This is a genomic window from Sphingomonas sanguinis (assembly GCF_019297835.1).
Taxonomy (GTDB): domain Bacteria; phylum Pseudomonadota; class Alphaproteobacteria; order Sphingomonadales; family Sphingomonadaceae; genus Sphingomonas; species Sphingomonas sanguinis_D.
Genome location: NZ_CP079203.1, coordinates 2,473,119 through 2,498,835 on the forward strand (window position 1 = coordinate 2,473,119; position 25,717 = coordinate 2,498,835).

Genomic DNA, 25,717 nt, shown 5'->3' on the forward strand with positions numbered 1-25,717 from the left:
ATGCAGGCCGCGCAGATCAGCCGCACCGGGCTGGACGTCGAATGGCAACGGCTTCAGGTCATTGCCCAAAATATCGCCAATATGAACACCAGCCGGTCGGCGGGCGGACCGCCCTATCGCGCGATGCGGCTCTTGTCGGGACCGGCCCGCGCGAACGGCGATTTCCGCAATCTGGTGCAGCAGCGTGACGCGCGCGTCTCCGGCGTGTCGGTGCTGGGGCTGGAGCCGGTCGCGAACGGGGTCCGCCGGGTGCACGAGCCGGGCCATCCGGATGCCGATGCGCAAGGGTTCGTGACCTATCCCAACATCGACCAGGCGGGCGAGATGGCGCTGATGATCCGCACCGCCCGCTCATACGAGGCGAACCTGACCGCGATGGGCATCGCACAACAAATGTACGCCCGCGCGCTCGACCTGGGGAAGCAGCAGTGACGATCGAGGCCATTCCCCCGCTGGGGAGCGTCGGCGCGTCGCCGCTCGCCCTGCAACTCAGGCCGGTCAGCCCGCCGCCCGCGACCGCGGCACCGATGGGCGGGTTCGGCGCGATGCTGATGCACGGCATCGGTGCGGTCGACGTCAAGCTGCAGAGCGCCGACGCGCTCGTCCGCCAGTTCGCGGTGGATGACGGGGTGCCGGTCCATCACGTCACCATGGCGCTGGAGGAGGCGCGGCTGTCGCTCGAACTCGCGATGCAGGTCCGGGGCCGTCTGGTCGAGGGCTACCGCGAACTGATGAACATGCAGCTGTGAGCGAGGGGCTTCCTTCGCGCCGCCGTCAGTGGATGGTGATCGGCGGCGTCTTTGCGGGCTTCGTCGTGCTGCTGGGCGCGGGTTATTACTGGTTCCTGTCGGGCCATTACACGGTGCTGGCCGATCATGTCCGGCCGGGCGAGGCGGCGGCGATCGTCGCCGAACTCGACAAGCGCGGCACCGCCTATGAGCTGAAGGACGGCGGGACCACGGTGTTGGTGCCCTCTGCCGAGGCGGACGCGACGCGGCTGGCACTGGTCCGATCGGACGCGGCGGCCAGCGGGCAGATCGGGTTCGAGCTGTTCAACAAGTCCGACATGGGCCTCACCAACTTCGCGCAGAAGATCAACTATCAGCGTGCGCTACAGGGCGAACTGGTCCGCACGATCATGCTGATGGACGGGGTCGAGACCGCGCGCGTCCATCTGGCGCTGCCCGAACGCGCGCTGTTCCGCGACGACCGCACCGAGCCCAGCGCGGCGGTGACGGTGCAGATGCGCGGGGCCACGGCCCCCGATGCGGCGATGGTGGCGGGTATCCAGAGGCTGGTTTCGGCATCGGTGTCGGACCTGCCCGCCGCGCGCGTCGTCGTGCTGGATGCCGAGGGGCGCGTGGTCAGCCCGGCGGCCATGGTCGACGCGCCGCAAGGACAGGACCGATCGGTCGAGGGCGGGGCACGCGCGGCGGTGGAGCAATATTATCGCGCCCGTGCCCGCGCGGCGGTCGAGGCGGCGCGGCCGGACCTGCGCTATCAACTGCGCGTGCTGGCGCTGCCGCAGGCGGACGGCGTGGTCGATCCTGCGCGATGGACGCCCGGCGAAACCGGCGCGGGGCGCAATTTCCGGTTGCGGATGACGATCGTCACCCCCGCCCCGATCGACCAAGCGGCGCAGGACGCGCTGGCGGCGGCGATCCGGCCCGCCGCCGCGCTGGACGATGCGGCGGGCGACGAGCTGGTGTTCGAAACCGGCCCGATGATCGCGGACAGCCCCGCCCCGGCGGTGGCAGACCAAGGTCAGCCGCGCCGTATCGTCGCCCCGGTCGCGCCGGTGATCGAACCGGTGAAGAGTGGCTGGGAACCATGGTGGCTCTGGGCGAGCGTGGCGGCGCTGATCGCGATCGTGCTGGCGGCACGCTTCCGCCCCCAGCCCGCGCGCGACCTGTCGACGGAGGAGCAGGAAGCGTTCGCGCAGACGCTGCGCCGTCAGCTTGCCCTGACCGACGGGGATGGCCATGCTGCTCGCTGAGGACCCGCTCGCCCTGCTGATCGAACGGCTGCGTGGCCTGTCGCCCGCCGACCGGCGCGCGATCCTGTCGCGGCTGAGCGCACCCGAGCGGCGCCGGGTCGATGCCGCGCTGCATGCGCCCGCGCGAGGGACGGCACAGAGCTTCGCGACCGATATCATGGCGCGCATCACAGCCGCGCCGACCGATACGACGATGACCGCTTCCGCGCGCCAGGTGCTGCTCCGCGTGGCGGGTGGCGCGGTGCCGGTCGAGGCCCCGCGCCGCAGCCCGTCGCTATTCGCACGGCTCGGCGATGCGTTTCGGCGGGGTTGAGCGCATGGCGGTGATCAAACAGGCCGAGGGCATCCATGGCGTGCGTCAGCTCGCGGGTCCGCCGCCGCTGACCGCCATTCTGATCGATCCGCGTGACGAGGCGATCGCGCTGCTTCAGGCCGAGCGCGACACGCTGGCAGCCCAACTGGCGGAGGCGGGGGACCGCATCGCCCGGGCCGACACGCAGGCGCGCGACCATATCGGTGCCGCGCGCGAGGAGGCGCTGTCCGAAGGGCGCCGCGCCGGTCTGGCCGCCGCCGAAACGCGGGAGGCGGAACGTGTCGCCGCGATCGCGCGGGGCGTGACCCAGGCCTTGGCGCAGTTCGACGCGCGGCTGTCCGCCACCGAGGGGCTGGCTGCGGCCCTGGCCCGCGCCTGTCTGGACCGCGTGTTCGCGCAGCCCGATGCGACGGCGGCGATGGTGACGCAGGCGCTGGCCCGCCACTTCGCCACCTTGCGCGACGACGCCGTGGTGACGGTGCGGGTCAGCGGGGCCGATTTCTCCGATGGCGAGGCGCTTGCGGCGGCGGTTCGTGATGGCGCGCGCGCGACCGTCGCGATCGACCGCCACCTGCCCTCCGGCGCGTGCCGGGTCGAGGCGCGGCTCGGGCAGGTCGCGCTGGACGTGCCCGAGCAATGGAGCGTGCTCGCGCGACTGCTCGACGAGATGGCGGCCGCATGACGGCGCACCCCTTTCTGGCGCGGATCGCCGGGGCCGAACTGGCGGTGCCTTACGGCGAAGTTCGCCGCGTCCTGCCCGGCCGGATGGAGGCGAGCGGCCCCATGGCGGCGGTGGGCGATTTGTGCCGGGTCGGCCCAGCCGGGCAACTGGCCGAGGTCGCGGCGGTGGGCGAGGACGGGCTGGTGCTCGTGCCCGTGGAGGATGGCGCGCCGGTGCCGATCGGCGCACGGGTGCTGCCTGCGCCGCATGGCGGACAGGCCGGGGTTGGCGACGGCTATGGCGGTCGCGCGATCGATGCGCTCGGCCGCCCGCTGGACGGCGGTGCGGCGATCCGGGCGACGAAATATCGGTCGGCGCGGGGCGTTACGCCGGGAATGCTGGAGCGGACCGCGCCCGACACGGTCCTGGAAACCGGCATTCGGGCGATCGACGCGCTGCTGACGCTGGGCAAGGGGCAGCGGATCGGCATCTTCGCGGCCAGCGGCGTGGGTAAGACCAGCCTGGTCGAACAGCTCGTCGCGCAGGTGTCCGCCACCCGCCATGTCCTGTGCCTGGTCGGCGAGCGGGGCCGTGAGGTCGAGGGATTCTGGCGCCTGCTGTCGCACCGGGCCGACGCCGGTCGCTGCACGCTGGTCGCCGCCACCTCCGACGAGAGCGCGGCGATGCGCGCGCGGTGCGTGTCGACCGCTTTGTGCCTGGCCGAATATTGGCGCGATCGCGGCGAGCATGTGCTGCTGGTCATCGACTCGGTGACGCGGCTGGCCATGGCGTTGCGCGAGATCGGATTGGCGGCGGGCGAGCCACCCACGGTGCGCGCCTATACCCCCAATGTCTTCGCGGCCCTCCCCCGCATCGTCGAGCGGTGCGGCGCGGTTCGCGCGGGCGGGGCGATCACGGCGGTGATGACGGTGCTGAGCGAAACCGACGAGGTGGACGATCCCATCGTGGAGACGATGAAGTCGTTACTCGACGGGCATATCCTATTGTCGCGGGGGCTGGCCGATCAGGGCCATTTCCCCGCCATCGACGTGACGCGCAGCATCAGCCGTCAGGCTGCCCGCCTCGTCACGCGCGACCATGCCGCCGCTGCCCGCGCCGTCGCAGGCCAAGTCGCGACCTATGACGAGGCGCGGGTGATGATCCAGAGCGGCATCTATCAGACAGGCACCAGCGCCGCGATCGACGCCGCCATGGCGGGGCGCGAGGCACTCAACGCCTTTCTGCGACAGGGCCAGGACGAACGCAGTGCCATCACCGAGACGGTGCGGCGACTGTCCCTGCTCGGTCGGGGAGGGCGGCATGGCTGACCCCGCGGTAGCGATGCTGGCCGATTGCCTGAGCGCGGCGCGCGCACGCGTGGATCGCGCGGAGATGGACCACGCCGCCGCGATCCGTGCGGCGACTGCGGCAAAGGCGGCGCGCGATGCGGCGCAGGCGGCGCTGTTCGTGGCCGAGGCGGCATGGCATCGCCAGATGGCGGACGGGTTCGATCCCATGCTGGGAGGTCTTCTGGCGCAGGACGTGCGGGCGCGGGCGGCGGTTCTCGCCGATGCCGACACCACACAGACGCAAGCGGAACGGGAGGCGGCGCGCACCGCCGCGACCTGGCAGGGCGAGGAGGCCCGCCGCCGGGCGGTCGAGGCGCTGGCGACCACCGCGCGCCGTCGCGCCCGACACCGCGCCGACGAGCGGCTGCTTGCCACGCTTGCGGATCGCGAGACGTTTCGCCGGAGCGTACGGTGATCCCGCCGCTGACCGATGCCGCTTTGGGCGGCGCCCCGATCCCGCCGCCCGTCGTCGCGGGCGAGGCATCGCCGCGCTTCGCCGATTTTCTGGGCGCGGCACGAGCGGCGGCCACGGCTTCGGACAATCCGCCGGATACGCCGGACACGCAGGCGCGCCTGTTCAATCAGGACGGCTTTTTCGGACAGGCGCAGCCATGGGCGATGGCAAACCCCGTACAGCCGGTCGCCGCGCTTCAGCCCTCGCCGATCGCCGTCGAGGATGGCGAAACCACGATTGCGGTGGAAGCGACGCCATCGGTGCCGGATCATGGCCCCGAACGGACGGCCGGACGGAATGGGTTGGTCCCGCTTCCCGATCCCGTCGTGGCGGGATCATCCCATGTCGTCAGGTCCGACACGCGATCCCCCGCGCGGGCCGTGCAGCTTCCGCCGACTCCGCCCCGCCCGGTCGAGCAGGCACCTCCCGGCCGCGCGCCGAGTGCTCCGGCACCGGTCCAGCGCCCGGCTCCACCGCCCAATGCCATGGTCGCCGTCGCGCTGCACGGTACGGCACGCGGGATGGAGGTCGCCGCGCAGGTCGCCGGTCTCGACGATCGCGACCGCGCGGCGCTGGCCGACGAGGTCGCGGCCCTTCTCTGTGCGCATGGCTACGCACCCGCGCGCATCGCCGTCATCGCGGCCACGCACGCCGCCCATCGGGATCCTCGCTGATGCAGACCACTTCCATCACCCCGACAGGCCAGGGCGCGGCGGCGGCGTCCGCCGACACCGGCACGAGCCAGGCGGCGTCCAGCGCCTTCGGGCTGGGTTTCGACGCGCTGCTCAAGATCATCCTGACCCAGCTGACCTATCAGGACCCGCTGAAGCCGATGGACAATTTCCAGTTCGTCTCGCAGCTCGCGCAGTTCAGCCAGGTGCAGCAGGGTCAGGCGACCAACGACCGGCTGCAGGCGCTGGTCAGCGCGCAGGCGGCGAATCAGGCGACCGGGCTGCTCGGGCGGCGGGTCGACATCCCGGCGGGGTCGGCGACGCTGTCGGGCACCGTCACGGCGATCGCGCTGTCGGGGGGCACGCCAACGCTGACCATCGAGACCGACGACAAGCGAACGGTGAGTGGCATCGCGATCGGCAGCATCGCGCAGGTCAGGGAGAAGAAATGATGTTCGGTGCGATCTATGTCGGCCTGTCCGGCCTCAACGCCTATTCCAAGGGCCTGCAACAGGTCAGCAACAACGTTGCGAACCTCAACACCACGGGGTTCAAGGGCGCGACGGTCAGCTTCCGCAATCTGTACGGCCAGTCGGATCGCGGGGGCATGGCGATGACCGGCCAGGGGGGCAGCGGCGGCCATGGCGTCGCGGTCGATGACGGCACGCTCAACTTCAAGCAGGGCGAACTGCGCACCACCGACCGCGACCTGGACCTGTCGGTCGACGGCAACGGTTTCCTCGTGCTGCTCGACGGCGACCGGACCCTGTACGCCCGCACCGGCAGTTTCGAGGTCGATACCAACGGCTATATCGTGATGACGGGGACCAGCTATCGGCTGGCGACGCTGGACGGGGACGGCCGTGCCGTCAGCCTGTCGATCGACAGCCGCCGCACCAGCGCGCCCCGGCCGACCGCCACCGTGACCTTCGCCGACAATCTGTCGTCCAGCGCGTCCGCCTTCACGGTCGGCGATATCAAGGTGTTCGATGCCAGCGGCACCGCGCATGGCTGGACCGCCAAATTCACCAAGGATGCCTCGGCCGGAACCAACGCCTGGTCGATCGCGGTGACCGACGACAAGGGTAGCGCGATCGGCACCCAGACGCTGAAATTCGCGGGCGGTTCGGTCGATCCGACCACGACCAGGCTGGATTTCACCGACAAGGCATCCGGCCTGACCGTCGCATTCGACTTTTCGAGCGGCGTCACCTCCTTTTCGGGCGGTGACGTGTCGACGCTGCGCGCGGCCAAGGTCGACGGCTATGGAGCGGGCACGGTGACGGGGCTGGCGGCGGATACCGGCGGGCGCCTCCAGCTTTCCTATTCCAACGGGCAGAAGGTCGATCTGGGCGCGATCGCCTTGGCCGATTTCCGCGACCCCGCCGCGCTGGAACAGCGCGACGGGGTGTTCGCAGCGGCGCGAGATGCGCAGCACATGCTGCTCGCCAGCGAGGACCCGCGGGTCGGACAGGTCCGCTCGAAGCGGCTGGAGGCGTCCAATGTCGACCTGTCGCAGCAATTCGGCGACCTGATCCTGATCCAGCGCGGATTCCAGGCGGCATCGCAGATCGTCAGCGTCTCCAACGACATGATCCAGCAGCTGTTCGGCATCCGGGGGCAGGGATGACGCCCGGCGCGCGCACCTGGTTGCCGGTCGATACCGTGCCGCCCGCGTCGCTCCGTGCGCTGCTGGCGGAGGTGGTCGAGCCATGGTCAGCACGCTGGTTCGCGGGCGAGGGGCTGCGTCTGTCGTCGCTGCGGCGCGAGGGCGGCGGGCCGTGGTCGTGGCGGTCGCTGGATGCCGGGCTAATGCTCGGCACCACGGCCGATACCATGGCGCGGATCGGCGCGCGGATGCTGGGGGTGGATGCCGAGGACCGCGCCGCGCCCGACCGCGCCTTGCTGGAGGAGGTGGCGGAGGACTGCCTCGTCGATCTGCGGGCGCGGTTGGCGCAGGTCGTCGCCATGGCCCCCGACGCCGAGTGGCGACCGGTCGTGCGCACCACCAGCTGGGTCGCGACGATCGGCACAGCGCCGCTGTCACTCGGGATCGCGCTGACCGACACGCTGTTCGCGCAACTCGTACTGCGCGTGCTCCCGCCCGCCCCTGCCGGTCCGCTCGGCTCGGGCATGACCGCGCTGGCCGCGACGCCGGTGACGGTGAGCGCGGCGGTCGGCCGGGCCGAACTCAGCGTCGCCGATCTTCGGGCGCTGGAGATCGGCGACGTGATCGTGCTCGACCGCCCGCTCGCCGAGCCGGTGCCCCTCGCGGTCGATGGCCACGCCCTGCCACGCGGCACCGCCCGCATCGTCGCCGCCGAGCCGCCCTTTCTCGACATCGTCCAGGCCGCAACCCCAGCATGAGCATATCCGTGACAGACACCATCACCCCCATCACGCCCCGCGTCAGTGCCAAGCTGATCGACACGGTCGAAGTCGCGCTCGACGCCTTTCTGGGGAGCAGCCGGATGAACGTCGGCGCGCTGACCGCGCTGACACCGGGATCGGTCGTCACGCTCGATGCCGCGCTCAACCGGCAGGTGGAGCTGCGCCTGAACGGCGTCGCGGTCGCGCGGGGCGAGCTGGTCGCGGTGGGCGAGAGTTTCGGGGTCCGTCTCGCCGAGATCGTCGAATGGCCGCAATGAGCCTGGTGACGATGCTCGCCGCCGCGCCCGCCCGGCTGGGTGGTGGCGGGGCGCTCGACGTGTCGCTGGGGCGGATCGTGTCGGCGCTGCTCGTCTGCCTGTTGCTGGCCGGTGGCGTGGCATGGCTGTTGAAGCGGGGCGGCGGCCGGATCGACTGGGCGGCGCTGAAGCCGCTGAACGCGGTGCCCGCGCGCCGGATCGCGCTGATCGAGACGCGGCGGATCAGCGCCCATGCCGATATCTGCCTGTTCCGCTGCGACGACGAGGCTTTCCTGATCCTGTCGTCGGCGACCACCCAGCGCGTGCTGCGCCGCGGCCCCGCACGCGCGGATCAGTCATGAACGCGCTAGCCGTCGCCGCACCGCTGGCGGGCGGGATCATCGGCAACGACGTCGTTCGCACCGCGCTGATCCTGACCCTGCTGGCGGTCATCCCCGCCATCGTCATCAGCATGACCAGCTTCGTGCGCACGGTCATCGTGCTGTCGATGGTCCGCCATGCCTTCGGGATGCCGGAGACGCCGCCCAACCCGGTGCTGATCGCGCTGGCGTTGTTCCTGACCGCCTTCACCATGTCGCCGACGCTGACCCGTATCAACGCCGACGCGCTGCAACCGATGATGGCCGGGCGGATCGGCGTGGAGCAGGCGCTGGCGGCGGGCGTCGCCCCGTTGCGGCGCTTCATGCTGGCGCAGACCCGCGACGCCGATCTCGAATCGATCTACGCCATCGCCAAGACGCCGCTGCCGCGCCGGGCGGAGGATGTCGAAACGCTCAAGCTCGCCCCCGCCTTCATCCTCAACGAGCTGCGCGTGTCGTTCACGATCGGCTTCGTGATCCTGCTGCCCTTCCTGCTCATCGATCTGGTCGTCGCCTCGATCCTGTTGGCGCTGGGCATGATGATGGTGCCCCCGGCGACGATTTCCCTGCCGATCAAGATCCTGATGTTCGTCCTGATCGATGGCTGGGGTCTGGTCCTCCAGGGGGTGCTCGGCAGCTTTCGATGAAAGGGCGGGCGATGAAGGCGCGCGCGGGTCTGGACATCGTCGTGGTGCCGCCGCGCGTGGAGGCGTCGCTGTGGCGGCGGCTTCGCTTCGAGAAGGAGGCGGGGTGCCGCCAGCTGATCTTCACCCGCTATCGCGCGCTCGCCCGCGCCATCGCCCGGCGACAGCATGGCCGCCGCCCACCGCATGGGGCCGAACTGGGCGACATGGAGCATTTCGCTTACCAAGGCCTGCTCCAAGCGATCGACCGCTATGATCCGCTGCGCGGCATCCCGTTCGGCGCCTTTGCCCGGCGGCGGATCGTCGGCAGCGTGGCGGACGGCGTGGCGCGGATGAGCGAGATCGACGCCGCCTGGTGTCAGCGCCGCCGACAGGAGGTCGACCGCGCCCGCTCGCTGACCGACGCCGAACCCGAGGATGCCGATCCGGTGGCGGCGCTCGCGGCGCTGGCGGCGGGGCTTGCGCTCGGGATCATGATCGAGGGCAGCGCGATCCCGGTCGGCGAGGACGCCCCCGACCCGCGCCCCGATGCCTATCAGAGTCTCGCATGGCGCGAACTCCAGGTGCTGATCGCGCGCGGCATCGCCGAACTGCCCGAGCGCGAGGGCTGGATCATCCGCCAGCATTACGAGGCGGGGGTCAGCTTTACCCAGATCGCCGACCTGCTCGGCCTGACCAAGGGCCGGGTGTCCCAGATTCACGCCGCCGCGATCGGCCGGTTGCGACAGCGCTTAAATGGCTACAGGAGATGATGTCATGCTGATGTGCGGTGACGAAGACATGGCGCGGCTGATCGCGGTGGCGGAGACCGGCACGGGCGAAGAGATCGGCTTGGCCGAGCGGCTGATCGACGCCTATCCCGACGATGCGCGGCTGCATTTCCTGCGCGGATCGTTCCTGGCGGGCAGCGCGCGGCCGATCGAGGCGCATGCGTCGCTGTCGCGGGCGGTGGCGCTGGCCCCGGACTTTCACCTTGCCCGCTTCCAGCTCGGATTTTTCGAGCTGACGTCCGCCGAACCCGCGCGGGCTCTGGCGACGTGGGAGCCGCTATCGACGCTGCCCGAGGATCATTATCTGGCGCATTTCGTCGCCGGGCTGACGCATCTGATCCATGACCGTTTCCCGGAGGCGATCCGCGCCCTGGACGCCGGGATCGCCGCCAACATGGAGAACCCGCCGCTCAATCGCGACATGGGCCTCATCATCGAACAATGCGGCGGACTCGTCGCCAAGCCAGCGGCGGAGGCGCAGCCGGTCGAAGAGGCGTCGGCGACGTCGTTCCTGCTGGGTCAGCTGGGTGGGAGGGGGCCGACGCCGTGACCCGGATTATCGGCGCCGAGCATGTCCTGCTGTTGCTGCGCGAGAAGCTGGCCAGGGCGGGGCAGCGGCGCGCCGGTCCGTCGGCCGCCGCGCGGACCGATCCGCGCCCCCTCGACCGGCTGCGGGCGATGGCGGGTTTCGACGCGCTGGGCGAGGAGGAACGGCGGCGCGCGGTGGTCCACGCGCTGCTCGCCGAGGAGCTGGGCGATGCGGTCGCCAATGACGCGGCGTTCGGCGCAGTGCTCGACGACGTGTTGCGCATCATCGCCGAGATGCCGGGCGGCGGCGCGATGATCGACCGCGCCGCCATGGCCCTGCGCGACGGTTGAGCCGGATCGACATTCGTCCCCCTCCGCGCCTCTGCGGGAACCAAAACTATGAGACGGAAGGGCTTGCCCTGCCCGCCCCTCCCCCGTTAAACGCCCGTCATTCGCAAGGACCCGGTGAAATTCCGGGTGGCTATTCCGGCCGCCGATCCGCCGGACAACAGAATGCATGGCCCTATCCCCGCTCCTGCCATCAGGACGCGCGCCGCCATGCGCGACATTCTGGTATTTCATGACTGTTCAAACCTATCGAACCCAATGGTTCTCCGGCCTGGGAGACGCACGCCGTGACGTGCTCGCCGGGCTGGTCGTCGCCCTCGCGCTGATCCCCGAGGCGATCGGCTTTTCGATCATCTCGGGCGTCGATCCGCGCGTCGGGCTGTACGCCTCGGTCGCGATCGCGATCGTCATTTCCTTTCTGGGCGGGCGGCCCGCGATGATCTCCGCCGCGACCGCCGCCGTGGCGGTCGTCGTGACCCCGCTGGTCCGCGAACACGGCGTCGACTATCTCTTTGCCGCGACCATCCTGATGGGGCTGATCCAGATCGCCGCCGGGGTATTGCGCCTCGACCTGGTGATGCAGTTCGTCTCGCGCTCGGTCATTACCGGCTTCGTCAACGCGCTCGCCATCCTGATCTTCATGGCGCAGCTGCCGCAACTGACCGGCGTGACGTGGCACAGCTATGCGATGGTCGCCGCCGGGCTTGCCATCATCTACCTCCTACCGCGCGTGACCAGGGCGGTGCCTTCGCCGCTTGTCGCGATCCTGGTGCTGGCGGGGATCAGCATCGCCATGGGCCTGCCGGTGCGCACGGTCGGCGATATGGGCCGCCTGCCCGAGGGACTGCCCAGCCTGACGCTGCCCAATGTGCCGCTGACCTGGGAGACGCTGCGTATCATCCTGCCCTATTCGCTGACCATGGCCGCCGTCGGCCTGCTCGAATCGCTGCTGACCGCGCAGATCGTCGACGACATGACCGACACCGACAGCGACAAGCGCCGCGAGTGCATGGGACAGGGCGGCGCGAACATCGCCGCTGCGCTGGTCGGCGGCATGGGCGGTTGCGCGATGATCGGCCAGTCGGTGATCAACGTCACCTCGGGCGGGCGCAAGCGACTGTCGACGCTGACCGCCGGGGTCGTCCTGCTGATCCTGCTCGCCGGGCTTGGTCCCTTTGTCGGGCGTATCCCGATGCCCGCGCTGGTCGCCGTCATGGTGATGGTGTCGATCGGGACGTTCAGCTGGAACTCGATTCCGAACCTGCGCCGCCACCCGCCGACCTCTTCGGTGGTCATGCTGGTCACGGTCGCGGTGGTCGTCGCGACCCATGACCTGGCCAAGGGTGTGGCGGCGGGCGTGCTGCTGTCGGGTATCTTCTTTGCCGGAAAGGTCCGCCGCCTGTTCGCAGTCGAGCGGATCGAGACGGGCGAGGCGGTGCGCTACCGAGTCACGGGGCAGATCTTCTTCGCCTCGGTCGACCGCTTCACCCGCGCTTTCCAGGCGGAGCCGGGCCGCGATGTCGTGATCGACGTGTCGGCGGCGCATTTCTGGGATATTTCGGGTGTCGGCGCGCTCGACAAGATCGTCGCGCGGTTGCGCCGCGACGGGGCCAGTGTCGCGGTGATCGGCTATAACCAGGCGAGCGCCGACCTGGTCGACCGCTTCGCGCTGCACGACAAGACGGGCGTCGAGCTGGGCCTCGCGCCGCATTGATGTCGGAGATGGGGAAGCGGTGTTGACCTGCTCCCCCGCCTCCCCCAAACGGCTGGGCCATGCGCTTCTTCTCGGACAATGCCGCCCGTATCCATCCCAAGGTGATGGAGGCCATCGCCGCCGCTGACCAGATGGACGCCGCCTATGACGGCGACCGCTGGTCCAAGGCGCTGGACGGGCGGTTGTCGGAGCTGTTCGGCACCGATGTGGAGGTGTTGTGGGTGCCCACCGGCACCGCCGCCAACTGTCTGGCGTTGGCCGCGCTCTGCCCGCCCTATGGCGGCGTGGTCTGTCACCGCGATTCGCATATCCAGAATGACGAAGGCGGCGCGCCCGAATTCTACACGCATGGCGCCAAGCTGATGCTCGCCGATGGCGAGGGGGCCAAGCTGACCCCCGGCACGATCCGGTCGGTGATCGACGCCATCGCCAATGACGTGCACCGGGTCCAGCCGCACGCCGTCTCGATCACCAACGCCACCGAATATGGCCGGGTGTACAACCCCGACGAGGTCGCCGCGATCGGCGCGCTGGCGAAGGAACGGGGGCTGGGCTTCCACATGGACGGCGCGCGCTTCGCCAATGCGGTGGCCCGCCTCGGCTGCACGCCCGCCGCGCTGACCTGGCAGTCGGGCGTGGACGCACTGTCCTTCGGCTTCGTCAAGAACGGCGCGATGAGTGCGGAGGCTTTGGTCTTCTTCAAGCCGGGTCTCGCCGACGCCACCCGCCGCCGCCGCAAGCGCGCCGGGCTGCTGATGTCCAAGGGCCGCTATCTCGCCGCGCAGGTGCTCTCGATGGTCGAGAACGACCTGTGGATCGCCAACGGCGCGCTCGCCAATGCCTGTGCCGAGCGGCTGGCGGGCGCGGCCGGAAACCGGCTGGTCTACCCGGTCGAGGCGAACGAGGTCTTCCTGCGCGCCACGCCGGAAGAAGCCGCCCGTTTGCGCGCACAGGGTTTCGACTTTTACGACTGGGCGGACGGGGAAATCCGCCTCGTCACCGCCTGGGACACGGACGGCCAGCATGTCGCGCGTCTTGCCGACGCGATCGCCGCCCTGGATACGAGCACGACATGAGCGAGTTCGACACCGCCCCCCGCTCGACCCGCGCCGCCGTCCTCATCCCCTTTGCGATCGTCACGCTGATCTGGGGATCGACCTGGCTGGTGATCCGTGACCAGATTTCGGTCGTGCCCGCCACCTGGTCGGTCAGCTATCGCTTCCTGGTCGGTGGGCTCGCCATGGGGGCGTTCGCGCTGGCCCGACGGGAGAGTTTCCGCCTCGGCACCACCGGCCTCCTGTTCGCCGCCGGGATCGGGCTGTTCCAGTTCGTCCTGAACTTTAACTTCGTCTATCATGCCGAAGGCTACATCACCTCCGGGCTGGTCGCGGTGATCTTCGCGATGCTGCTGATCCCCAATGCGGGGTTCGCGCGCCTCTTCCTGGGGCAGCGCATGGGGCGACAACTGCTGATCGGTTCCGCCATCGCGATGGCAGGCGCGGCCTTGCTGTTCGTGCATGAGGCACGGGTTGATCCGGCCGGGCCGGCGCGCGCGCTGACCGGCATCGCGCTGACCATCGTCGCCATCCTGTCCGCCTCCACGGCGAACGTCATGCAGGCGACCAAGACCGCCAAGCGTTTTCCGATGCACGCGACCTTGAGCGTCGCGATGCTGATCGGATCGGCGCTGGATGCGATCATCGCCTATAGCCTGAACGGCCCGCCGGTATTCGAGATGCGCACCGGTTATGTGCTGGGCATCCTTTATCTCGGGCTGTTCGCCTCGGCGCTGGCCTTTCCGCTCTATTACCGGGTGCTGCGTGCGATCGGCCCAGCCAAGGCGGCCTATTCCAGCGTGATCGTGCCGGTCATCGCGATGAGCCTGTCGACGGTGTTCGAGGGTTATCGCTGGTCGCTGCTGGCGGGCGCGGGCGCGGCGGTGACGGCGGTCGGGCTGGTGATCGCGCTCAAGGCGCGCAGGCCCAACCGGTAATCGGGATAAAGCGGGCGCCAGTTCAGCACCCGCTTGGCCTTGCCGTTCGCCACCCGCCGGTTCTCGGCATAGAAACCGCGCGCCGCCGCCGACAGGCTCTCCAGCGGCACGAGCGGCGGCGGCGCCACCCCCGCCAGTTCGGCGGCATAGGCGACGACCGCATCCTGGTCGCACGGGAAATCGTCGGACAGGTTATAGGCCCCCGCAGGCCCGTCGAACCCTGCGATCACGCCCGATACGATGTCGGCGATATGCACCCGGCTGAACACCTGTCCGGGTAGCCCGACGCGGTGCGCGCGACCGCCACGAACCCGGTCGATCGGCGAACGGCCGGGGCCATAGATGCCGGGCAACCGGAACACCCGTGCGCTCAGAGCCTGCCAGTCCGCATCCGCCGCCGCCCGCGCCGCGCGCCTTCCGGAGCCGATGAGGGCGGTCTCGTCCACCCAGGCGCCGCCGGTATCGCCGTACACGCCGGTCGAGGACAGATAGCCGAGCCACACGTCCGACTTTGCCAGCTGATCGCCATAGGTAGCGAGCACCGGGTCCACCTCGCCATCGGGGGGCACGGAGGACAGGATATGCGTGGCGGCGGCGATTTCCGCCTCCACCCGCACTTGGTCGTCGAAGCGGATCGTGCCACCGCGTCCGTCACGGGTCGTCCCCGCCACGGACCAGCCGCGCCCTTCCAAGAGCGCGGCCAAGTGACCAGCGGCATAGCCCATGCCGAAGACGAACAACCGGCTCATGCCTTAAACGCGCCCATCGTCATGATCGCCACCGATCCCAACCTCCGTTTGCACCGAGCCAAGCCGAATTGCGCATACCAGCGGTTCCGCGTGGCCTTCGACTTCGCTCAGGCTGAACGGGGGTTGGGGGATTTGGTGCCAAACCCAGGCCCTATTCACTTCGCCGCCATCGGTCCTTTGTAGAGCGTCCCGAAATAATCGCCCTTGTTCCACACCGGCCGCTCGGGCGCGTCGGCGATTTCGCGGGCGATGGCGTAGTTGACGCTGACGAAGCGCGGCCCCTGGCTCCAGTCGATGCCCTGGTCGATCTCGTCGCCGACACGGTGATAGCGGTGGCTCATGAAATCCTCGACCGCGGCCTTGCCCGGTCCCTTCTGGCCCGGCCACAGGAAGACCGAGGGGATGCCCTTCTGCACGAAGCGGAAATGGTCGGAGCGGACGAAAATGCCTTCCTCCGGCATCGGATCGGGCGAGACGGGCAGGTTCATCGCCCCCACCGCCTTGCGCACGATCGGCCCCAGCGTCGAGCGATCCGCGCCGAACACCACCATATCCTCGAACTTGTAGGTCAGGATCGGCATGTCGAGATTGACGTCGGCGACGATCGACTTGAGCGGCACGGTCGGGTGGTTGGCGAAATAGTCGGAGCCGACCAGCCCCTTCTCCTCCGCCGTCACCGCCAGGAACATGACCGTGCGCTTGGGCGAGGTCGCGGCCTTGAAGCGCTTGGCCTCCTCGATCAGGCTGGCGATGCCGATCGCGTTGTCGAGCGCGCCGTTGTTGATCCGGTCGCCCTCGCCGCCTTCATTGGTGCCGATATGGTCGAGATGCGCGGACAGGACGACGACCTCGTCCTTCAGCTTGGGGTCGCTGCCGGGGATCAGGCCGATGACGTTGCTGCTGTCCATCGGCTTGAAGCTGGTCTTGGACGACACACTCAGCTGCCCCTTGGCAGCGAGCGGCTTGTAGGCGGGCTTCGGCGTGGCGGCGGCCTTGACCACCGCGTCCCAGCCCTTGCCGAACAGCTTGGCTGCGCCCGTCTGCGACAGGGTGCCGAGCACCGGGGTCGTCGGCGTCATCGCGTGCGCGGTGCCGTCCGGGTTCGCCCAGGTCACGCGCGGGGCGTTGTAATAGCGGGCGAGCGAGGCGAAGGGCCGCTGCCGTCCGCCGGCGCGCGGCATGTCGATCTGGATCGCGCCGACCGCCCCACGCGCCGCCGCCAGCGAAGCCTTGTTGCCCGCCGATCCGAAGAACGCCCGCGCCTCGCCGTCCAGCCCCTCGGGCGTGCCGGGAACGAAGGCGACGATCTTGCCGCGCACATCGACGCCCTTGTAATCGGTCAGGCCATATTGCGCGGCGTCGATGCCGTATCCGACGAAGACGACCGGCGCACTGACGCTCGTCTCGCGCTTGTCGGGCACGGGCGAGGGTACGAAGTCCTCGCCGAAGACCAGCTCCTGCGGCTGGCCGCCCGCCGGGGTCCACAGCGCGCTGCCCTTGTCGGCGACGTTATAGGCGATCAGTGGCACCTTTTGCAGATAGCCGCCACTGTCGCCGCCCGGCCGCAGCCCCGCCGCATAGAATTGCGCCGCCACATATTGCGCGGCGATGTCATAGTCGCGGGTTCCCGCCTCGCGCCCCGCCATCGCGTCCGACGCCAGGAACATCACATGCGCCTTCATCGCCGCCTGATCCTCAGGGAGCGGTGCGGTGATGACGGCGTTGCGTTCGGCCGGGCTGCGCTGCGCCTTCGCCTCGGCAGGCGCGGCGCTAGCGGCTTGATAATGCAGGTGATCGTGATCGTGCGCGATCGCGGCGGTGGACAGGAGAAGCAGCGGCAGCAGAGCCGTCGAACGCGACATGCAGGACCTTTCGGGGAAATGGTGTGCCATAGGCGTATCACGCCATCTTCGCCGATCAACCCCGCCTATGACGTGTCATCCCGTTTTTTCCTGATGCGCCCGGTGGTCGCGGGGGGAGTGCACGGCTATATTCGCGTCATGGACATTCAGCGCAGCGCCGCCCAGCCCAGCATCTCCCCCGCCGCCATCCGGCGCGAGGATTACAGCCCCCCCGCCTGGGAGGTGCCGCAGATCGCGCTGGACTTCGCGTTGGACCCCGCCGACACCCGCGTCCGCGCCGCGCTGACCGTCACGCGCAGCGGCCCGCATGACGAACCCCTGCGGCTCGACGGTGCGGGCCAGACGCCGCTGTCGGTCAAGGTCGACGGCGTCGCGGTCAACGACTGGCGGATCGAGGGCGAGCAGCTGGTCGTGCCGCTGACCGGCGACTCCCATATCGTCGAGACCGAGGTGTCGATCGCGCCCGAGAGCAACACCCAGCTCATGGGTCTCTACGCCTCGGGCGGGAATCTCTGCACCCAATGCGAGGCGGAAGGGTTTCGCCGCATCACTTGGTTCCCCGACCGGCCAGATGTGCTGAGCGTCTACCGCGTGCGGATGACGGCGGACCGGCTGCGCTACCCGGTGCTGCTCGCCAATGGCGATCCGATTGCGCAGGGCGATAACGACGACGGCACGCATTGGGCGGAATGGCACGACCCCTTCCCCAAGCCCTCCTATCTGTTCGCGCTGGTCGCGGGCGATCTGGCGGTCAATGCCTCGACCTTCACCACGATGAGCGGGCGCGAGGTGCAACTGGGCATCTGGGTCCGTGCCGCCGACATTGCCAAGACCGACCATGCGCTCCACGCACTGAAGCTGTCGATGGCGTGGGACGAGCGCGTCTATGGCCGCGAGTATGATCTCGACGTGTTCAACATCGTCGCGGTCGACGATTTCAACTTCGGCGCGATGGAGAATAAGGGGCTGAACATCTTCAACAGCCGCTACATCCTCGCCGATCCCGACACCGCGACCGATTATGATTACGACGCGATCGCCGCCGTCGTCGCGCATGAATATTTCCACAATTGGTCGGGCAACCGGATCACCTGCCGCGACTGGTTCCAGCTTTCCTTGAAGGAAGGCTTCACCGTCTATCGCGACCAGTGTTTCTCCGCCGACCAGGGATCGGCCGCGGTCAAGCGGATCGAGGATGTGCGCGGGCTTCGCGCCAGCCAGTTCCCGGAGGATTCCGGCCCGCTCGCGCATCCGGTGCGCCCCGAAAGCTATATCGAGATCAGCAATTTCTACACGGCGACCATCTATAACAAGGGTGCCGAGCTGATCCGCATGATGGCGACCATGCTCGGGCCGGTGAAGTTCCGCGCGGCGACCGACCTGTATTTCAGCCGCTTCGACGGTACGGCCGCCACCTGCGAGGATTTCGTCGCCTGCATGGAGGAAGCAAGCGGCGTCGACCTGTCGCAATTCCGCCTATGGTATGCCCAGGCGGGCACGCCGCGCGTCTCGGCGGGGCTTAGCCATCAGCCCGGCGGCGGTCGTGCCGAACTGCGCCTCGCCCAGCATGTTCCCGCCACGCCGGGGCAAAGCGTCAAGCAGCCGATGCTCCTCCCGCTCAAGGTCCGGCTGTTCGGCGCGGAAACCGGCCGACCGCTGACCGAGGAAAAGCTGATCCTGCTCGACCAGGTGGCCGAGACGATCACCTTCGAGACGATCACCGAGCGCCCTGTCCTGTCGATCAATCGCGGCTTTTCCGCGCCCATCGTGATCGAGAGCGACCGCACGGCGGAGGACCTTGCCTTCCTGTCAGCGCATGACGACGATCCCTTCGCCCGGTACGAGGCGATGCAGCAACTGATGCTCGACACGCTGGTCGCGGGCACGATCCATGGCGAGATAAAGGGCCAGGCGGTGATCGACGCCGTCACCCGCACGCTGGAGGCCGAGGGGCTGGAGCTGGCCTTCCTCGCCGAGGCGGTGCTGTTGCCGTCGGAGAATTTCATCGGCGACCAGCTCATCACCGTCGATCCCGATGCGATCCATGCGGCGCGCGAGGCGCTGCGTACGCAATTGGGCCAGGCGCTGCTGCCGACCTGGCGGCGGCTTTATGCCGAGCTGGCGCAGGGTTCTTATGTCTATTCGCCCGAGGCCAAGGGGCGCCGCCGCCTGCGCAACGTCGCGCTCGGCTATATCGCCGCCAGTGGTGCGGAGGATGCCGCCGCGCTGGCCTTCGCGCAGTTCGAGGCGGCGGACAATATGACCGATCGGCAGGCGGCGCTGACCACGCTGGTCAGTTCCGACGCCCCCGAGCGGGAAGAAGCGCTGGCGCGTTTCCATGCGCGCTATGCCGGTAACGGGCTGGTGCTCGACAAATGGTTCCAGACCCAGGCGCTGTCGTCGCGCGGCGACACCGGCGCGGTGGTCGAGCGGCTGGTCCAGCATCCCGACTTCACCCTCGCCAATCCCAATCGGGCGCGGGCGGTGCTGGGGGCGTTCGGGGTGAACCAGCGCGCGTTCAACGCCGCCGATGGCTCGGGCTATCGCTTCCTGGCGGACCAGCTGATCGCGCTCGACCGACTCAACCCGCAGACCGCCGCCAAGCTGCTCCCGCCGCTCGGCCGCTGGCGCCGGTTCGACGCCAAGCGCTCGGCCCTGATGCGTGCCGAGCTGGTGCGGATCGTCGAGACGCCGGGCCTGTCCAAGGATCTGTTCGAGCAGGCGTCGAAGAGCCTGGACTAACCTTATTCCTCCCCTTGCAGGGGAGGTAGCAGGCGCAGCCTGACGGAGGGGTGTCCCGCTCTCGATAGGACGACACCCCTCCACCATCCTTCGGATGGTCCCCCTCCCCTTACAGGGGAGGAATATTACTGGGCCTTGGCCTTCAAAAACCCTTCCATCACGATCCAGCGATAAAAGGCGTCGAACCAGCCGGTGCTGGTCGTCGTCTTCGGATACATACCGAAGCCGTGGCCGCCCTGGCCGTAGAGGTGGAACTCGACCGGCTTCTTCGCGGCCATCCACTGGTCGATCAGGCCGAAGCCTTTGCCCGCGAACAGGGGATCGTCGGCGGCGATCGCGGCGAACATCGGCGGCGCGTCGGCGGGCACCGTCATCGGCTGGAGTGGGCCATAGATGTCGCCGATAAAGGCGGGCTTGGCCTGACCGTCGAGCACCGTCGCGACGGTCAGCATCGCGCCTGCCGAAAAGCCGATCATGCCGACCCGGTTGGGGTCGACCTTCCACTCGCCCGCCCGCTGGCGAACCAGTGCGAAGGCGGCGCGGGAATCGGCGATCTGCGGCGCGAGGCCCTTCAACGCCTCCTCCGGGTTCGGCCGCGCGGCGGGGCGCGCCACGCTGGAGAACATCGCCGCCATCGACTTTTCGAACTCGCCCATATCGGCGGGCGTCTGGTTCAGCCGGTATTTCAGGACGAAGGCGGCAATGCCACGATCGGCCAGTGCCTTGGCCACGTCCCAGCCTTCATTCTGCATCGACAGGGTACGGAAACCGCCGCCAGGCGCGACGATGACGGCGGCACCGGTCGCCTTGGCGGGATCGGGCAGGAAGGGGGTGAGCGTCGCTTGCGTCACGTTGCGGGCGAACACGCTGTTATACTGGCTGTGCCAGCTTTCCTTGTTCTTCGCACCCGGCAACGGCCCGGTGTTCAGCGGAATGGCGGTCGGCTGTGCGGGTATGGCGATCGGCGCCATCTTGTCGGCCTGCGCCATGGCGGGTGCCGCCACCGAGAGCGTTAGCAAAGCGGCCAGCGCATGGCCGGCCCAGCGTTTGGACTTCATATCCCCTCCTGTCCTCCGTGGGTTATGTCCCTACGGTCGGACGGGGATGGTACGCCTATTGGGAACGCACGCAAGGCAAAATGTTAAGGCTAACAAGGAAGCGTGGCCTTCGACTTCGCTCAGCCTGAACGGGGTTTGGTATCCAGACTCAGTTCCCTTCCCTCCGTTCAGCCTGAGCGAAGTCGAAGGCCAAGGGAAACCCTCAGAACAACCGCCCCCCATTGGGTACAGGCAAATCCGGCGCGATCAGCACCACCTGCCCCTCCGCATCGGGAAAGCCCAGGGTCAGCACCTCGGACATCATCGGCCCGATCTGGCGCGGCGGAAAGTTCACCACCGCCGCCACCTGCCGCCCGACCAGGGTCTCCGGCGTATAATGCCGCGTGATCTGCGCCGAGGACCGCTTCACCCCGATAACCTCACCAAAGTCGATGGTCAGCTTGATCGCGGGCTTGCGCGCCTCCGGAAACGGTTCGGCGGCGATGACGGTGCCGACACGGATGTCGACCGCCAGGAAATCCTCGATCCCGATACGGGTGGCGGGGGCGTCAGAAGTCGACATTGTCGTAATGCGACGGCGGGGTGACCATCTCCATCCGCTCGGACAGTAGCGGGCGGAAGGAGGGGCGGCTTTTCAGCCCGCGATACCAGCGCGCGGTCTGTTCATGCCCCTTCCAGTCGATGCCGCCCAGATAATCGGCGACCGAAATCTGCGCCGCCGCCGCCAGATCGGCGAGACTCATCGTCGCACCGCCCAGCCAGTTGCGATGGTCGAGCAGGTAATCGGTGTAGTCGAGATGCCCGACCGCCGCCTTCATCGCCTCGCGTAGGCCCTTGGCATCGGGGCTGCCGGTGCGTGCGACACGCTTAACCATGCGTTCGTGGAGTAAGGGGCCGGTCACGTCCTGGTAGAAATGCGTGTCGAACCACGTCACCAGCCGCCGGATCTCGGCGCGGCCGACGGCGGTGCCGTTGATCATCGCCGACTTCTCGACCGTCTCCTCGAAAAACTCACTGATCGCCATCGAGTCGACCAGCAGCACGCCGCGCTCCTCATCGACCATCACCGGAGTCTGCCCGGCAGGGTTCATGTCGAGAAACTCGTCGCGCCGCTGCCATGGCGACTCGCGCACCAACTCGTATCCGACGCCCTTCTCGCCCAGCAACAGCCGGACCTTGCGGGAAAAGGGACAGAGCGGGAATTGGTAGAGTTGCCACATGCCGCCCACTTAAGCGGGCGGGACACGCGACGCCAACCCCGATGGCGCGCTTTTCACCCTTTCCCGCGCGCAGGGCGGCGCAACCTTCGCTGCCCGAGCACGATACCGCTGATCGACAGCACCAGACCGGCCAGCGACCAGAGCCACATCCACGCATTCCAGACCCACTCATGCGCGGTCAGCCACGGCCAGTCCCAGGTGTGGAGCAGCGTATAGACCCAACGATAGGCGCGCCGCGTGCCATCCTGCCGCTCGACCAGCGCGCCGCTCATCGGATCGACATAGAGCCAGGTCGCCGCCGCATCGTCGAACCGCAGCCTCCAGAGCGGCAGCCGCGTCGCGTCGGTCCAGTAGAAATCGGGCCGCGCCAGCCACTCGCGCGCCACCCGCCGCCCGCCGGGCACCAGCATCGCGGCGCGCAGCGGATCGGCGGCGCGTGCGGGCTGAAGCGTCGCCTGCTCCAGCCAGCGCGGATGCGGCGAGGCGCGGTCGATCGCGATTCGGGCGAATCCGGCATCCCCGCTCCACTCGACGGTGCGCGCATTCGGCGCGATCCGGGACAGCCGGTCAAGATCGTGCGGCTGCCCCGCCCGCCCGGCATAGGCCCGCATCGCCGCCGCAGGCGCCTCGCCCCCGGCAAAGGCGTGGCCCGGATCGACCGACAGCCAGCCGCTGACGATCCAGGTCGTCAGCATCACACCGCCCGCCAGCCCGCTGACATGATGCCAGAGCATCCAGCCGCGATAGGGCGTCATCCGCCCGCCGCGATAGCGCCGCCGCCCCACTCGCAGTCGCAATATGCCGATCCACAGGCCGGTCAGCGCGACCGCGATGCACGGGCCCGCCACCCACATCACCGCCTGCCGCCAAGTCTCGCGATCCCGGCGCAACAGGGTCGGATAAATCCAGTGCGGAACCGAGCCCAGCCAGTTCCAGAACCGCTGGCCCCGCGTCGTCCGCTGCACCGGCTGGCCGGTCAGGCTGGAGATATAGAGTTCGGTCCCCGCCGCATCGGCCAGCGCGACCTTCCACAAGGGGCGATGCCGGTCGAAGCCGTTCGCCACCGTCCATTGGTCGTCCGCGATCCGCTCGGCAGCGCGGATCGGCCCCGCGAAGCGGATCGCGACGCGCATGGCGAGTGCCGCATCGACGGGCGCGACCGATCCGCCATCCGCCGACAGAATGCGCGTGTCGCCGTCGCGGCTTTCGATCCGCCAGACCGGCACGGCGTCGCGCATCTCCAGCGTGATCCGCCGGGCATCGGGCGCCATGGGCGCTCGGCCCACCCGCGCCCAGTCGATCGGTTGCGCGCGCTTCCATGTCTCCGCCGGGCTCAGCGACGGATAGGGCACGTAAAGCATCACCAGCCCGCTCGCGAACCACATGGCAAAGAACAGGCAGGTGACGATCCCGACCCAGCGATGGGTGAGGAAGGCGAGCCGCAAAGCCGCCTTCCCCCAGGACCGGTCAGAACCCGGCACGAACGCCGATGTCCAGCGCACGCGGGCGGCCCAATATCCATTGCTGGTCGCCATAGGCCGTCACCGCATAGGCCTTGTCGAACAGATTATAGACACGGACATTGACCGCCAGATGCGGCGTCAGCGCATAGGACAAGGTGGTGTCCACCGTCGCATAGCCGGGGATACGGAACGCCTCCCCATTGTCGGAGAAGCGCCGCCCGACATAACGCAGCCCGGCGCGCGCCTGCAGCTTCGCCGAGGCATCCCAGCGCAGCCAGAGATTGGCCAGCGCCTCGGGCACGTTCGGCGGTGTGCGGCCGCTATAATCCACGCCGCCGGAACGGAAATCGTCAAACCGGGCATCGAGCAGCGTGCCGTTTGCGTCGATTCCGAAGCCCTGCGGCAGATCGAGCGTCACCGCCGCCTCGACGCCCTGCGACGATCGTTGCCCGACCTGCTCGACGGGGCTCGCCAGCGTGCGCTGGGCGAGAAGGCCGGTCTTGACGATGCGATAGGCCGCCAGCGTGGCGGTGCCATGTCCGTTCGCGAACAGCCACTTGGCCCCCGCCTCGACCTGATGGCCCCTGGCGTTGCTATACTGGACCTGCCCGGTCGACACGGTGGTCAGCGTGCCCAGCGGATCGACGCCGGTGGCATATTGCGCATAAAGCGACAGGGTCGGCACCGGCTGATAGACCAGCCCCGCGCGCCACGTCGCGTTGCGGAACGTCTTTTCCAGCACGAAGCGATCCGGCGTGGCGACGGTCCAGCGACGGACATTGTCCACCTCGTAACGGACGCCGCTGACCACCGACCATTTCGGGCCGAGCGTCACCCGATCCTCGGCAAACACCGCCAGTGCGGTGGTGCGGGTGCGATAGCGTGGGGCGATTCCCTGCGTATCGAGGAAACGGCCGGGATCGAAGGCTAAGGGATCGACCGCATCGACCTGCTCGACCGAGCCGAAGTCGTTCTCATGGGTGAAGCGGACCAGATTGGCGTCCACCCCGACGACCAGCGCGTTGGCGATGCCCGGCGCAAGTCCCGTGCGCCACGTCACGCTGGCCTGATCGCCCCATTGGGTCAGGTCGTGGCGGATGCCGTAATTGCTGCTTCGGCGGATCGTGGCCGGAGTGCCCGTCGATCCGTCCGCGCACGCGCCGCTCGCACCGACCCAGCAATAATTCTCCAGATTGCGCCAGAAGCGGTCGCTGGTCAGGACATAGGCGATATTGGACAGGCTGATCGCATTGCTCGGCGTCCAGTCGACCCGGATCGAGGCACGGTCGTCGCGGAACCGCATCCGCCCGTCGCCGACATTATAGTTGCGATCCCGCACCGCCAAGTCGAGCCGCCCGTCGATCAGCGGGGTGCCGAAATAGGTCATGGGCCGCTGGTCGCCATGATCGCCGCGCACCGTCACCGCCAGTGTCGAGGACGGCGTCCAGCGCAACGTACCTGACAGCGCGACGCTGTCCGACCGTCCCCGATCGACATAGCCATCCGACCGGCGATAGCTGGCATCCACCCGGTAGCCGAGCGTCGGGGTCAGCGGCCCGCCCAGCCCGGCGGCGGCGCGGAAACTGTCCTGCCCGCCATAGCCGATCTCGGCCTGCCCATGGGTCTGCGCGGTGGGCGCACGCATCACGACATTGACCGCGCCGCCCAGCGCGCCCTGCCCGTAGAGGACCGAGGCAGGGCCGCCCAGCACATCGATCCGCTCGACCATCCAGGGATCGGTCGGGAATGTGATCGTCCCCGCCGCCGGGAACAACCGCACGCCGTCGACCAGTTGCAGCACCGACCCCTGCCCCGAAAAGCCTCGCGCTGACAGGGCCGTGCCGCCATTGCCGGGATTGGCGACGCTCGACAGGCCGGGCGCGCGCGTTTCCGCCTCGACGATCGACACATCGCCTTGGGCGCGGATCGTCCCGCCGTCGAGCGATGCGATGCTGGCGGGCGTCTCCAGCGGTGTCAGGCCCAGGCGACTGCCGGTGGCATTGGGTGTGTCGAGCGCCTGTTTCTCCCGCGTGCCGATCACCAGCACGGTGGCGTCGCCCCCCTGCTCCTCGGCCTTTTGCGCCCTTGCCTGCGTCGCCCCCAGCAGAAGCGCCGCGCCACCCCACAGGACCATAGGAACCTGTCCGAATCTGTTACGATATATCATTTCAAAGC

Annotated in this window: 28 protein-coding genes and 1 other annotated feature; of the genes, 21 read left to right on the top strand and 7 right to left on the bottom strand. The window is 68.8% G+C overall.

Annotated features, from left to right (window positions below):
• From flgC to KV697_RS11585, 20 genes are all read left to right on the top strand, one after another.
• Positions 1-432, top strand: a complete 432-nt coding sequence (gene flgC / locus KV697_RS11490; RefSeq protein WP_219018306.1) for a flagellar basal body rod protein FlgC — start codon at positions 1-3, stop codon at positions 430-432.
• Positions 429-749: a flagellar hook-basal body complex protein FliE gene (locus KV697_RS11495; protein ID WP_219018307.1), complete on the top strand. Its 321-nt coding sequence runs from the start codon at positions 429-431 to the stop codon at positions 747-749. The genes flgC and KV697_RS11495 overlap by 4 nt, the downstream gene beginning before the upstream one ends.
• Positions 746-1,996 carry a flagellar basal-body MS-ring/collar protein FliF gene (gene fliF / locus KV697_RS11500; protein ID WP_219018308.1) on the top strand — a complete coding sequence of 417 codons (1,251 nt, stop codon included), beginning with the start codon at positions 746-748 and terminating at the stop codon, positions 1,994-1,996. Before KV697_RS11495 ends, fliF begins: the two co-directional genes overlap by 4 nt.
• Positions 1,983-2,309 carry a hypothetical protein gene (locus KV697_RS11505; RefSeq protein ID WP_219018309.1) on the top strand — a complete coding sequence of 109 codons (327 nt, stop codon included), beginning with the start codon at positions 1,983-1,985 and terminating at the stop codon, positions 2,307-2,309. The genes fliF and KV697_RS11505 overlap by 14 nt, the downstream gene beginning before the upstream one ends.
• Before the next feature lie 4 nt (positions 2,310-2,313).
• A complete protein-coding gene (locus tag KV697_RS11510) occupies positions 2,314-2,991 on the top strand; it encodes a FliH/SctL family protein (RefSeq protein WP_219018310.1) in 678 nt (225 codons plus the stop codon).
• A complete protein-coding gene (locus tag KV697_RS11515) occupies positions 2,988-4,298 on the top strand; it encodes a FliI/YscN family ATPase (protein ID WP_219018311.1) in 1,311 nt (436 codons plus the stop codon). Before KV697_RS11510 ends, KV697_RS11515 begins: the two co-directional genes overlap by 4 nt.
• Entirely contained in the window at positions 4,291-4,734 is a 444-nt protein-coding gene (locus KV697_RS11520; protein ID WP_219018312.1) for a hypothetical protein, read from the top strand. Before KV697_RS11515 ends, KV697_RS11520 begins: the two co-directional genes overlap by 8 nt.
• Complete coding sequence (locus KV697_RS11525; RefSeq protein WP_219018313.1) at positions 4,731-5,447, top strand: hypothetical protein; 717 nt, start codon at positions 4,731-4,733, stop codon at positions 5,445-5,447. Before KV697_RS11520 ends, KV697_RS11525 begins: the two co-directional genes overlap by 4 nt.
• On the top strand, positions 5,447-5,896 hold the full coding sequence (locus tag KV697_RS11530) for a flagellar hook assembly protein FlgD (RefSeq protein ID WP_219018314.1): 450 nt from the start codon (positions 5,447-5,449) through the stop codon (positions 5,894-5,896). The genes KV697_RS11525 and KV697_RS11530 overlap by 1 nt, the downstream gene beginning before the upstream one ends.
• A complete protein-coding gene (locus KV697_RS11535; protein WP_219018315.1) occupies positions 5,893-7,074 on the top strand; it encodes a flagellar hook-basal body complex protein in 1,182 nt (393 codons plus the stop codon). Before KV697_RS11530 ends, KV697_RS11535 begins: the two co-directional genes overlap by 4 nt.
• Positions 7,071-7,811 carry a FliM/FliN family flagellar motor switch protein gene (locus KV697_RS11540; RefSeq protein WP_219018316.1) on the top strand — a complete coding sequence of 247 codons (741 nt, stop codon included), beginning with the start codon at positions 7,071-7,073 and terminating at the stop codon, positions 7,809-7,811. Before KV697_RS11535 ends, KV697_RS11540 begins: the two co-directional genes overlap by 4 nt.
• 8 nt (positions 7,812-7,819) lie before the next feature.
• A complete protein-coding gene (locus KV697_RS11545; protein WP_219018317.1) occupies positions 7,820-8,092 on the top strand; it encodes a FliM/FliN family flagellar motor switch protein in 273 nt (90 codons plus the stop codon).
• On the top strand, positions 8,080-8,433 hold the full coding sequence (locus KV697_RS11550; protein ID WP_219018318.1) for a hypothetical protein: 354 nt from the start codon (positions 8,080-8,082) through the stop codon (positions 8,431-8,433). The genes KV697_RS11545 and KV697_RS11550 overlap by 13 nt, the downstream gene beginning before the upstream one ends.
• Entirely contained in the window at positions 8,430-9,098 is a 669-nt protein-coding gene (fliP, locus tag KV697_RS11555; RefSeq protein ID WP_219018319.1) for a flagellar type III secretion system pore protein FliP, read from the top strand. Before KV697_RS11550 ends, fliP begins: the two co-directional genes overlap by 4 nt.
• Before the next feature lie 11 nt (positions 9,099-9,109).
• Entirely contained in the window at positions 9,110-9,847 is a 738-nt protein-coding gene (locus KV697_RS11560; protein ID WP_219018320.1) for a sigma-70 family RNA polymerase sigma factor, read from the top strand.
• Positions 9,848-9,851: 4 nt separating this feature from the next.
• Positions 9,852-10,415, top strand: a complete 564-nt coding sequence (locus tag KV697_RS11565; protein ID WP_219018321.1) for a hypothetical protein — start codon at positions 9,852-9,854, stop codon at positions 10,413-10,415.
• Positions 10,412-10,744: a hypothetical protein gene (locus KV697_RS11570; protein ID WP_219018322.1), complete on the top strand. Its 333-nt coding sequence runs from the start codon at positions 10,412-10,414 to the stop codon at positions 10,742-10,744. Before KV697_RS11565 ends, KV697_RS11570 begins: the two co-directional genes overlap by 4 nt.
• Positions 10,745-10,848: 104 nt before the next feature.
• Positions 10,849-10,904: a sequence feature (sul1 is cis-regulatory element that is thought to sense ions involved in sulfur or methionine metabolism; They are found in Alphaproteobacteria), on the top strand.
• Between the two features lie 69 nt (positions 10,905-10,973).
• On the top strand, positions 10,974-12,455 hold the full coding sequence (locus KV697_RS11575; RefSeq protein ID WP_219018323.1) for a SulP family inorganic anion transporter: 1,482 nt from the start codon (positions 10,974-10,976) through the stop codon (positions 12,453-12,455).
• A 59-nt stretch (positions 12,456-12,514) separates the two neighbouring features.
• Entirely contained in the window at positions 12,515-13,531 is a 1,017-nt protein-coding gene (locus tag KV697_RS11580; protein WP_219018324.1) for a threonine aldolase family protein, read from the top strand.
• Entirely contained in the window at positions 13,528-14,448 is a 921-nt protein-coding gene (locus KV697_RS11585; protein ID WP_219018325.1) for a DMT family transporter, read from the top strand. The genes KV697_RS11580 and KV697_RS11585 overlap by 4 nt, the downstream gene beginning before the upstream one ends.
• On the opposite strand, the gene KV697_RS11590 is transcribed toward KV697_RS11585, so the two are convergent.
• Together KV697_RS11590 and KV697_RS11595 are read right to left on the bottom strand one after the other, a co-directional pair.
• Positions 14,358-15,197, bottom strand: a complete 840-nt coding sequence (locus KV697_RS11590) for an NAD(P)-dependent oxidoreductase (RefSeq protein ID WP_219018326.1) — start codon at positions 15,195-15,197, stop codon at positions 14,358-14,360. The genes KV697_RS11585 and KV697_RS11590 overlap by 91 nt on opposite strands.
• Positions 15,198-15,352: 155 nt before the next feature.
• Positions 15,353-17,059, bottom strand: a complete 1,707-nt coding sequence (locus KV697_RS11595; protein ID WP_219018327.1) for a M28 family metallopeptidase — start codon at positions 17,057-17,059, stop codon at positions 15,353-15,355.
• Between the two features lie 138 nt (positions 17,060-17,197).
• On the opposite strand from KV697_RS11595, the gene pepN reads away from it, so the two are divergent.
• Complete coding sequence (gene pepN, locus KV697_RS11600) at positions 17,198-19,801, top strand: aminopeptidase N (protein ID WP_257575858.1); 2,604 nt, start codon at positions 17,198-17,200, stop codon at positions 19,799-19,801.
• Positions 19,802-19,926: 125 nt separating this feature from the next.
• Here the strand turns inward: pepN and KV697_RS11605 are convergent, their stop codons facing one another.
• From KV697_RS11605 to KV697_RS11625, 5 genes are all read right to left on the bottom strand, one after another.
• The gene (locus tag KV697_RS11605; protein WP_219018328.1) at positions 19,927-20,859 is read right to left on the bottom strand and encodes an alpha/beta hydrolase; all 933 of its coding nucleotides are present in this window, start codon (positions 20,857-20,859) and stop codon (positions 19,927-19,929) included.
• A 202-nt stretch (positions 20,860-21,061) separates the two neighbouring features.
• Positions 21,062-21,421 (bottom strand): tRNA-binding protein, encoded by a 360-nt coding sequence (locus tag KV697_RS11610; protein WP_219018329.1) that lies wholly within the window; start codon positions 21,419-21,421, stop codon positions 21,062-21,064.
• Positions 21,408-22,079 carry a glutathione S-transferase family protein gene (locus KV697_RS11615; RefSeq protein WP_007405605.1) on the bottom strand — a complete coding sequence of 224 codons (672 nt, stop codon included), beginning with the start codon at positions 22,077-22,079 and terminating at the stop codon, positions 21,408-21,410. Before KV697_RS11615 ends, KV697_RS11610 begins: the two co-directional genes overlap by 14 nt.
• Before the next feature lie 53 nt (positions 22,080-22,132).
• Positions 22,133-23,614, bottom strand: coding sequence for a hypothetical protein (locus tag KV697_RS11620; RefSeq protein ID WP_257575288.1), 1,482 nt, complete (start codon positions 23,612-23,614; stop codon positions 22,133-22,135).
• Positions 23,547-25,676, bottom strand: coding sequence for a TonB-dependent receptor (locus KV697_RS11625; RefSeq protein ID WP_257575289.1), 2,130 nt, complete (start codon positions 25,674-25,676; stop codon positions 23,547-23,549). The genes KV697_RS11620 and KV697_RS11625 overlap by 68 nt, the downstream gene beginning before the upstream one ends.
• Between the last annotated feature and the right edge of the window lie 41 nt (positions 25,677-25,717).

Bases quoted from the DNA above. Each gene is read 5' to 3' on its own strand.
- KV697_RS11610 (WP_219018329.1), bottom strand. From the start codon at position 21,421: ATGTCGACTTCTGACGCCCCCGCCACCCGTATCGGGATCGAGGATTTC.
- KV697_RS11540 (WP_219018316.1), top strand. From the start codon at position 7,071: ATGACGCCCGGCGCGCGCACCTGGTTGCCGGTCGATACCGTGCCGCCC.
- KV697_RS11580 (WP_219018324.1), top strand. From the start codon at position 12,515: ATGCGCTTCTTCTCGGACAATGCCGCCCGTATCCATCCCAAGGTGATG.
- KV697_RS11535 (WP_219018315.1), top strand. From the start codon at position 5,893: ATGATGTTCGGTGCGATCTATGTCGGCCTGTCCGGCCTCAACGCCTAT.
- KV697_RS11605 (WP_219018328.1), bottom strand. From the start codon at position 20,859: ATGAAGTCCAAACGCTGGGCCGGCCATGCGCTGGCCGCTTTGCTAACG.
- KV697_RS11575 (WP_219018323.1), top strand. From the start codon at position 10,974: ATGACTGTTCAAACCTATCGAACCCAATGGTTCTCCGGCCTGGGAGAC.
- KV697_RS11625 (WP_257575289.1), bottom strand. From the start codon at position 25,676: ATGGTCCTGTGGGGTGGCGCGGCGCTTCTGCTGGGGGCGACGCAGGCA.
- KV697_RS11585 (WP_219018325.1), top strand. From the start codon at position 13,528: ATGAGCGAGTTCGACACCGCCCCCCGCTCGACCCGCGCCGCCGTCCTC.
- flgC (WP_219018306.1), top strand. From the start codon at position 1: ATGCAGGCCGCGCAGATCAGCCGCACCGGGCTGGACGTCGAATGGCAA.
- fliP (WP_219018319.1), top strand. From the start codon at position 8,430: ATGAACGCGCTAGCCGTCGCCGCACCGCTGGCGGGCGGGATCATCGGC.
- KV697_RS11550 (WP_219018318.1), top strand. From the start codon at position 8,080: ATGGCCGCAATGAGCCTGGTGACGATGCTCGCCGCCGCGCCCGCCCGG.
- KV697_RS11615 (WP_007405605.1), bottom strand. From the start codon at position 22,079: ATGTGGCAACTCTACCAATTCCCGCTCTGTCCCTTTTCCCGCAAGGTC.
- KV697_RS11530 (WP_219018314.1), top strand. From the start codon at position 5,447: ATGCAGACCACTTCCATCACCCCGACAGGCCAGGGCGCGGCGGCGGCG.
- KV697_RS11505 (WP_219018309.1), top strand. From the start codon at position 1,983: ATGCTGCTCGCTGAGGACCCGCTCGCCCTGCTGATCGAACGGCTGCGT.
- KV697_RS11510 (WP_219018310.1), top strand. From the start codon at position 2,314: ATGGCGGTGATCAAACAGGCCGAGGGCATCCATGGCGTGCGTCAGCTC.
- KV697_RS11560 (WP_219018320.1), top strand. From the start codon at position 9,110: ATGAAGGCGCGCGCGGGTCTGGACATCGTCGTGGTGCCGCCGCGCGTG.
- KV697_RS11520 (WP_219018312.1), top strand. From the start codon at position 4,291: ATGGCTGACCCCGCGGTAGCGATGCTGGCCGATTGCCTGAGCGCGGCG.
- KV697_RS11620 (WP_257575288.1), bottom strand. From the start codon at position 23,614: ATGGCGACCAGCAATGGATATTGGGCCGCCCGCGTGCGCTGGACATCG.
- KV697_RS11595 (WP_219018327.1), bottom strand. From the start codon at position 17,059: ATGTCGCGTTCGACGGCTCTGCTGCCGCTGCTTCTCCTGTCCACCGCC.
- KV697_RS11565 (WP_219018321.1), top strand. From the start codon at position 9,852: ATGCTGATGTGCGGTGACGAAGACATGGCGCGGCTGATCGCGGTGGCG.
- KV697_RS11590 (WP_219018326.1), bottom strand. From the start codon at position 15,197: ATGAGCCGGTTGTTCGTCTTCGGCATGGGCTATGCCGCTGGTCACTTG.
- KV697_RS11515 (WP_219018311.1), top strand. From the start codon at position 2,988: ATGACGGCGCACCCCTTTCTGGCGCGGATCGCCGGGGCCGAACTGGCG.
- pepN (WP_257575858.1), top strand. From the start codon at position 17,198: ATGGACATTCAGCGCAGCGCCGCCCAGCCCAGCATCTCCCCCGCCGCC.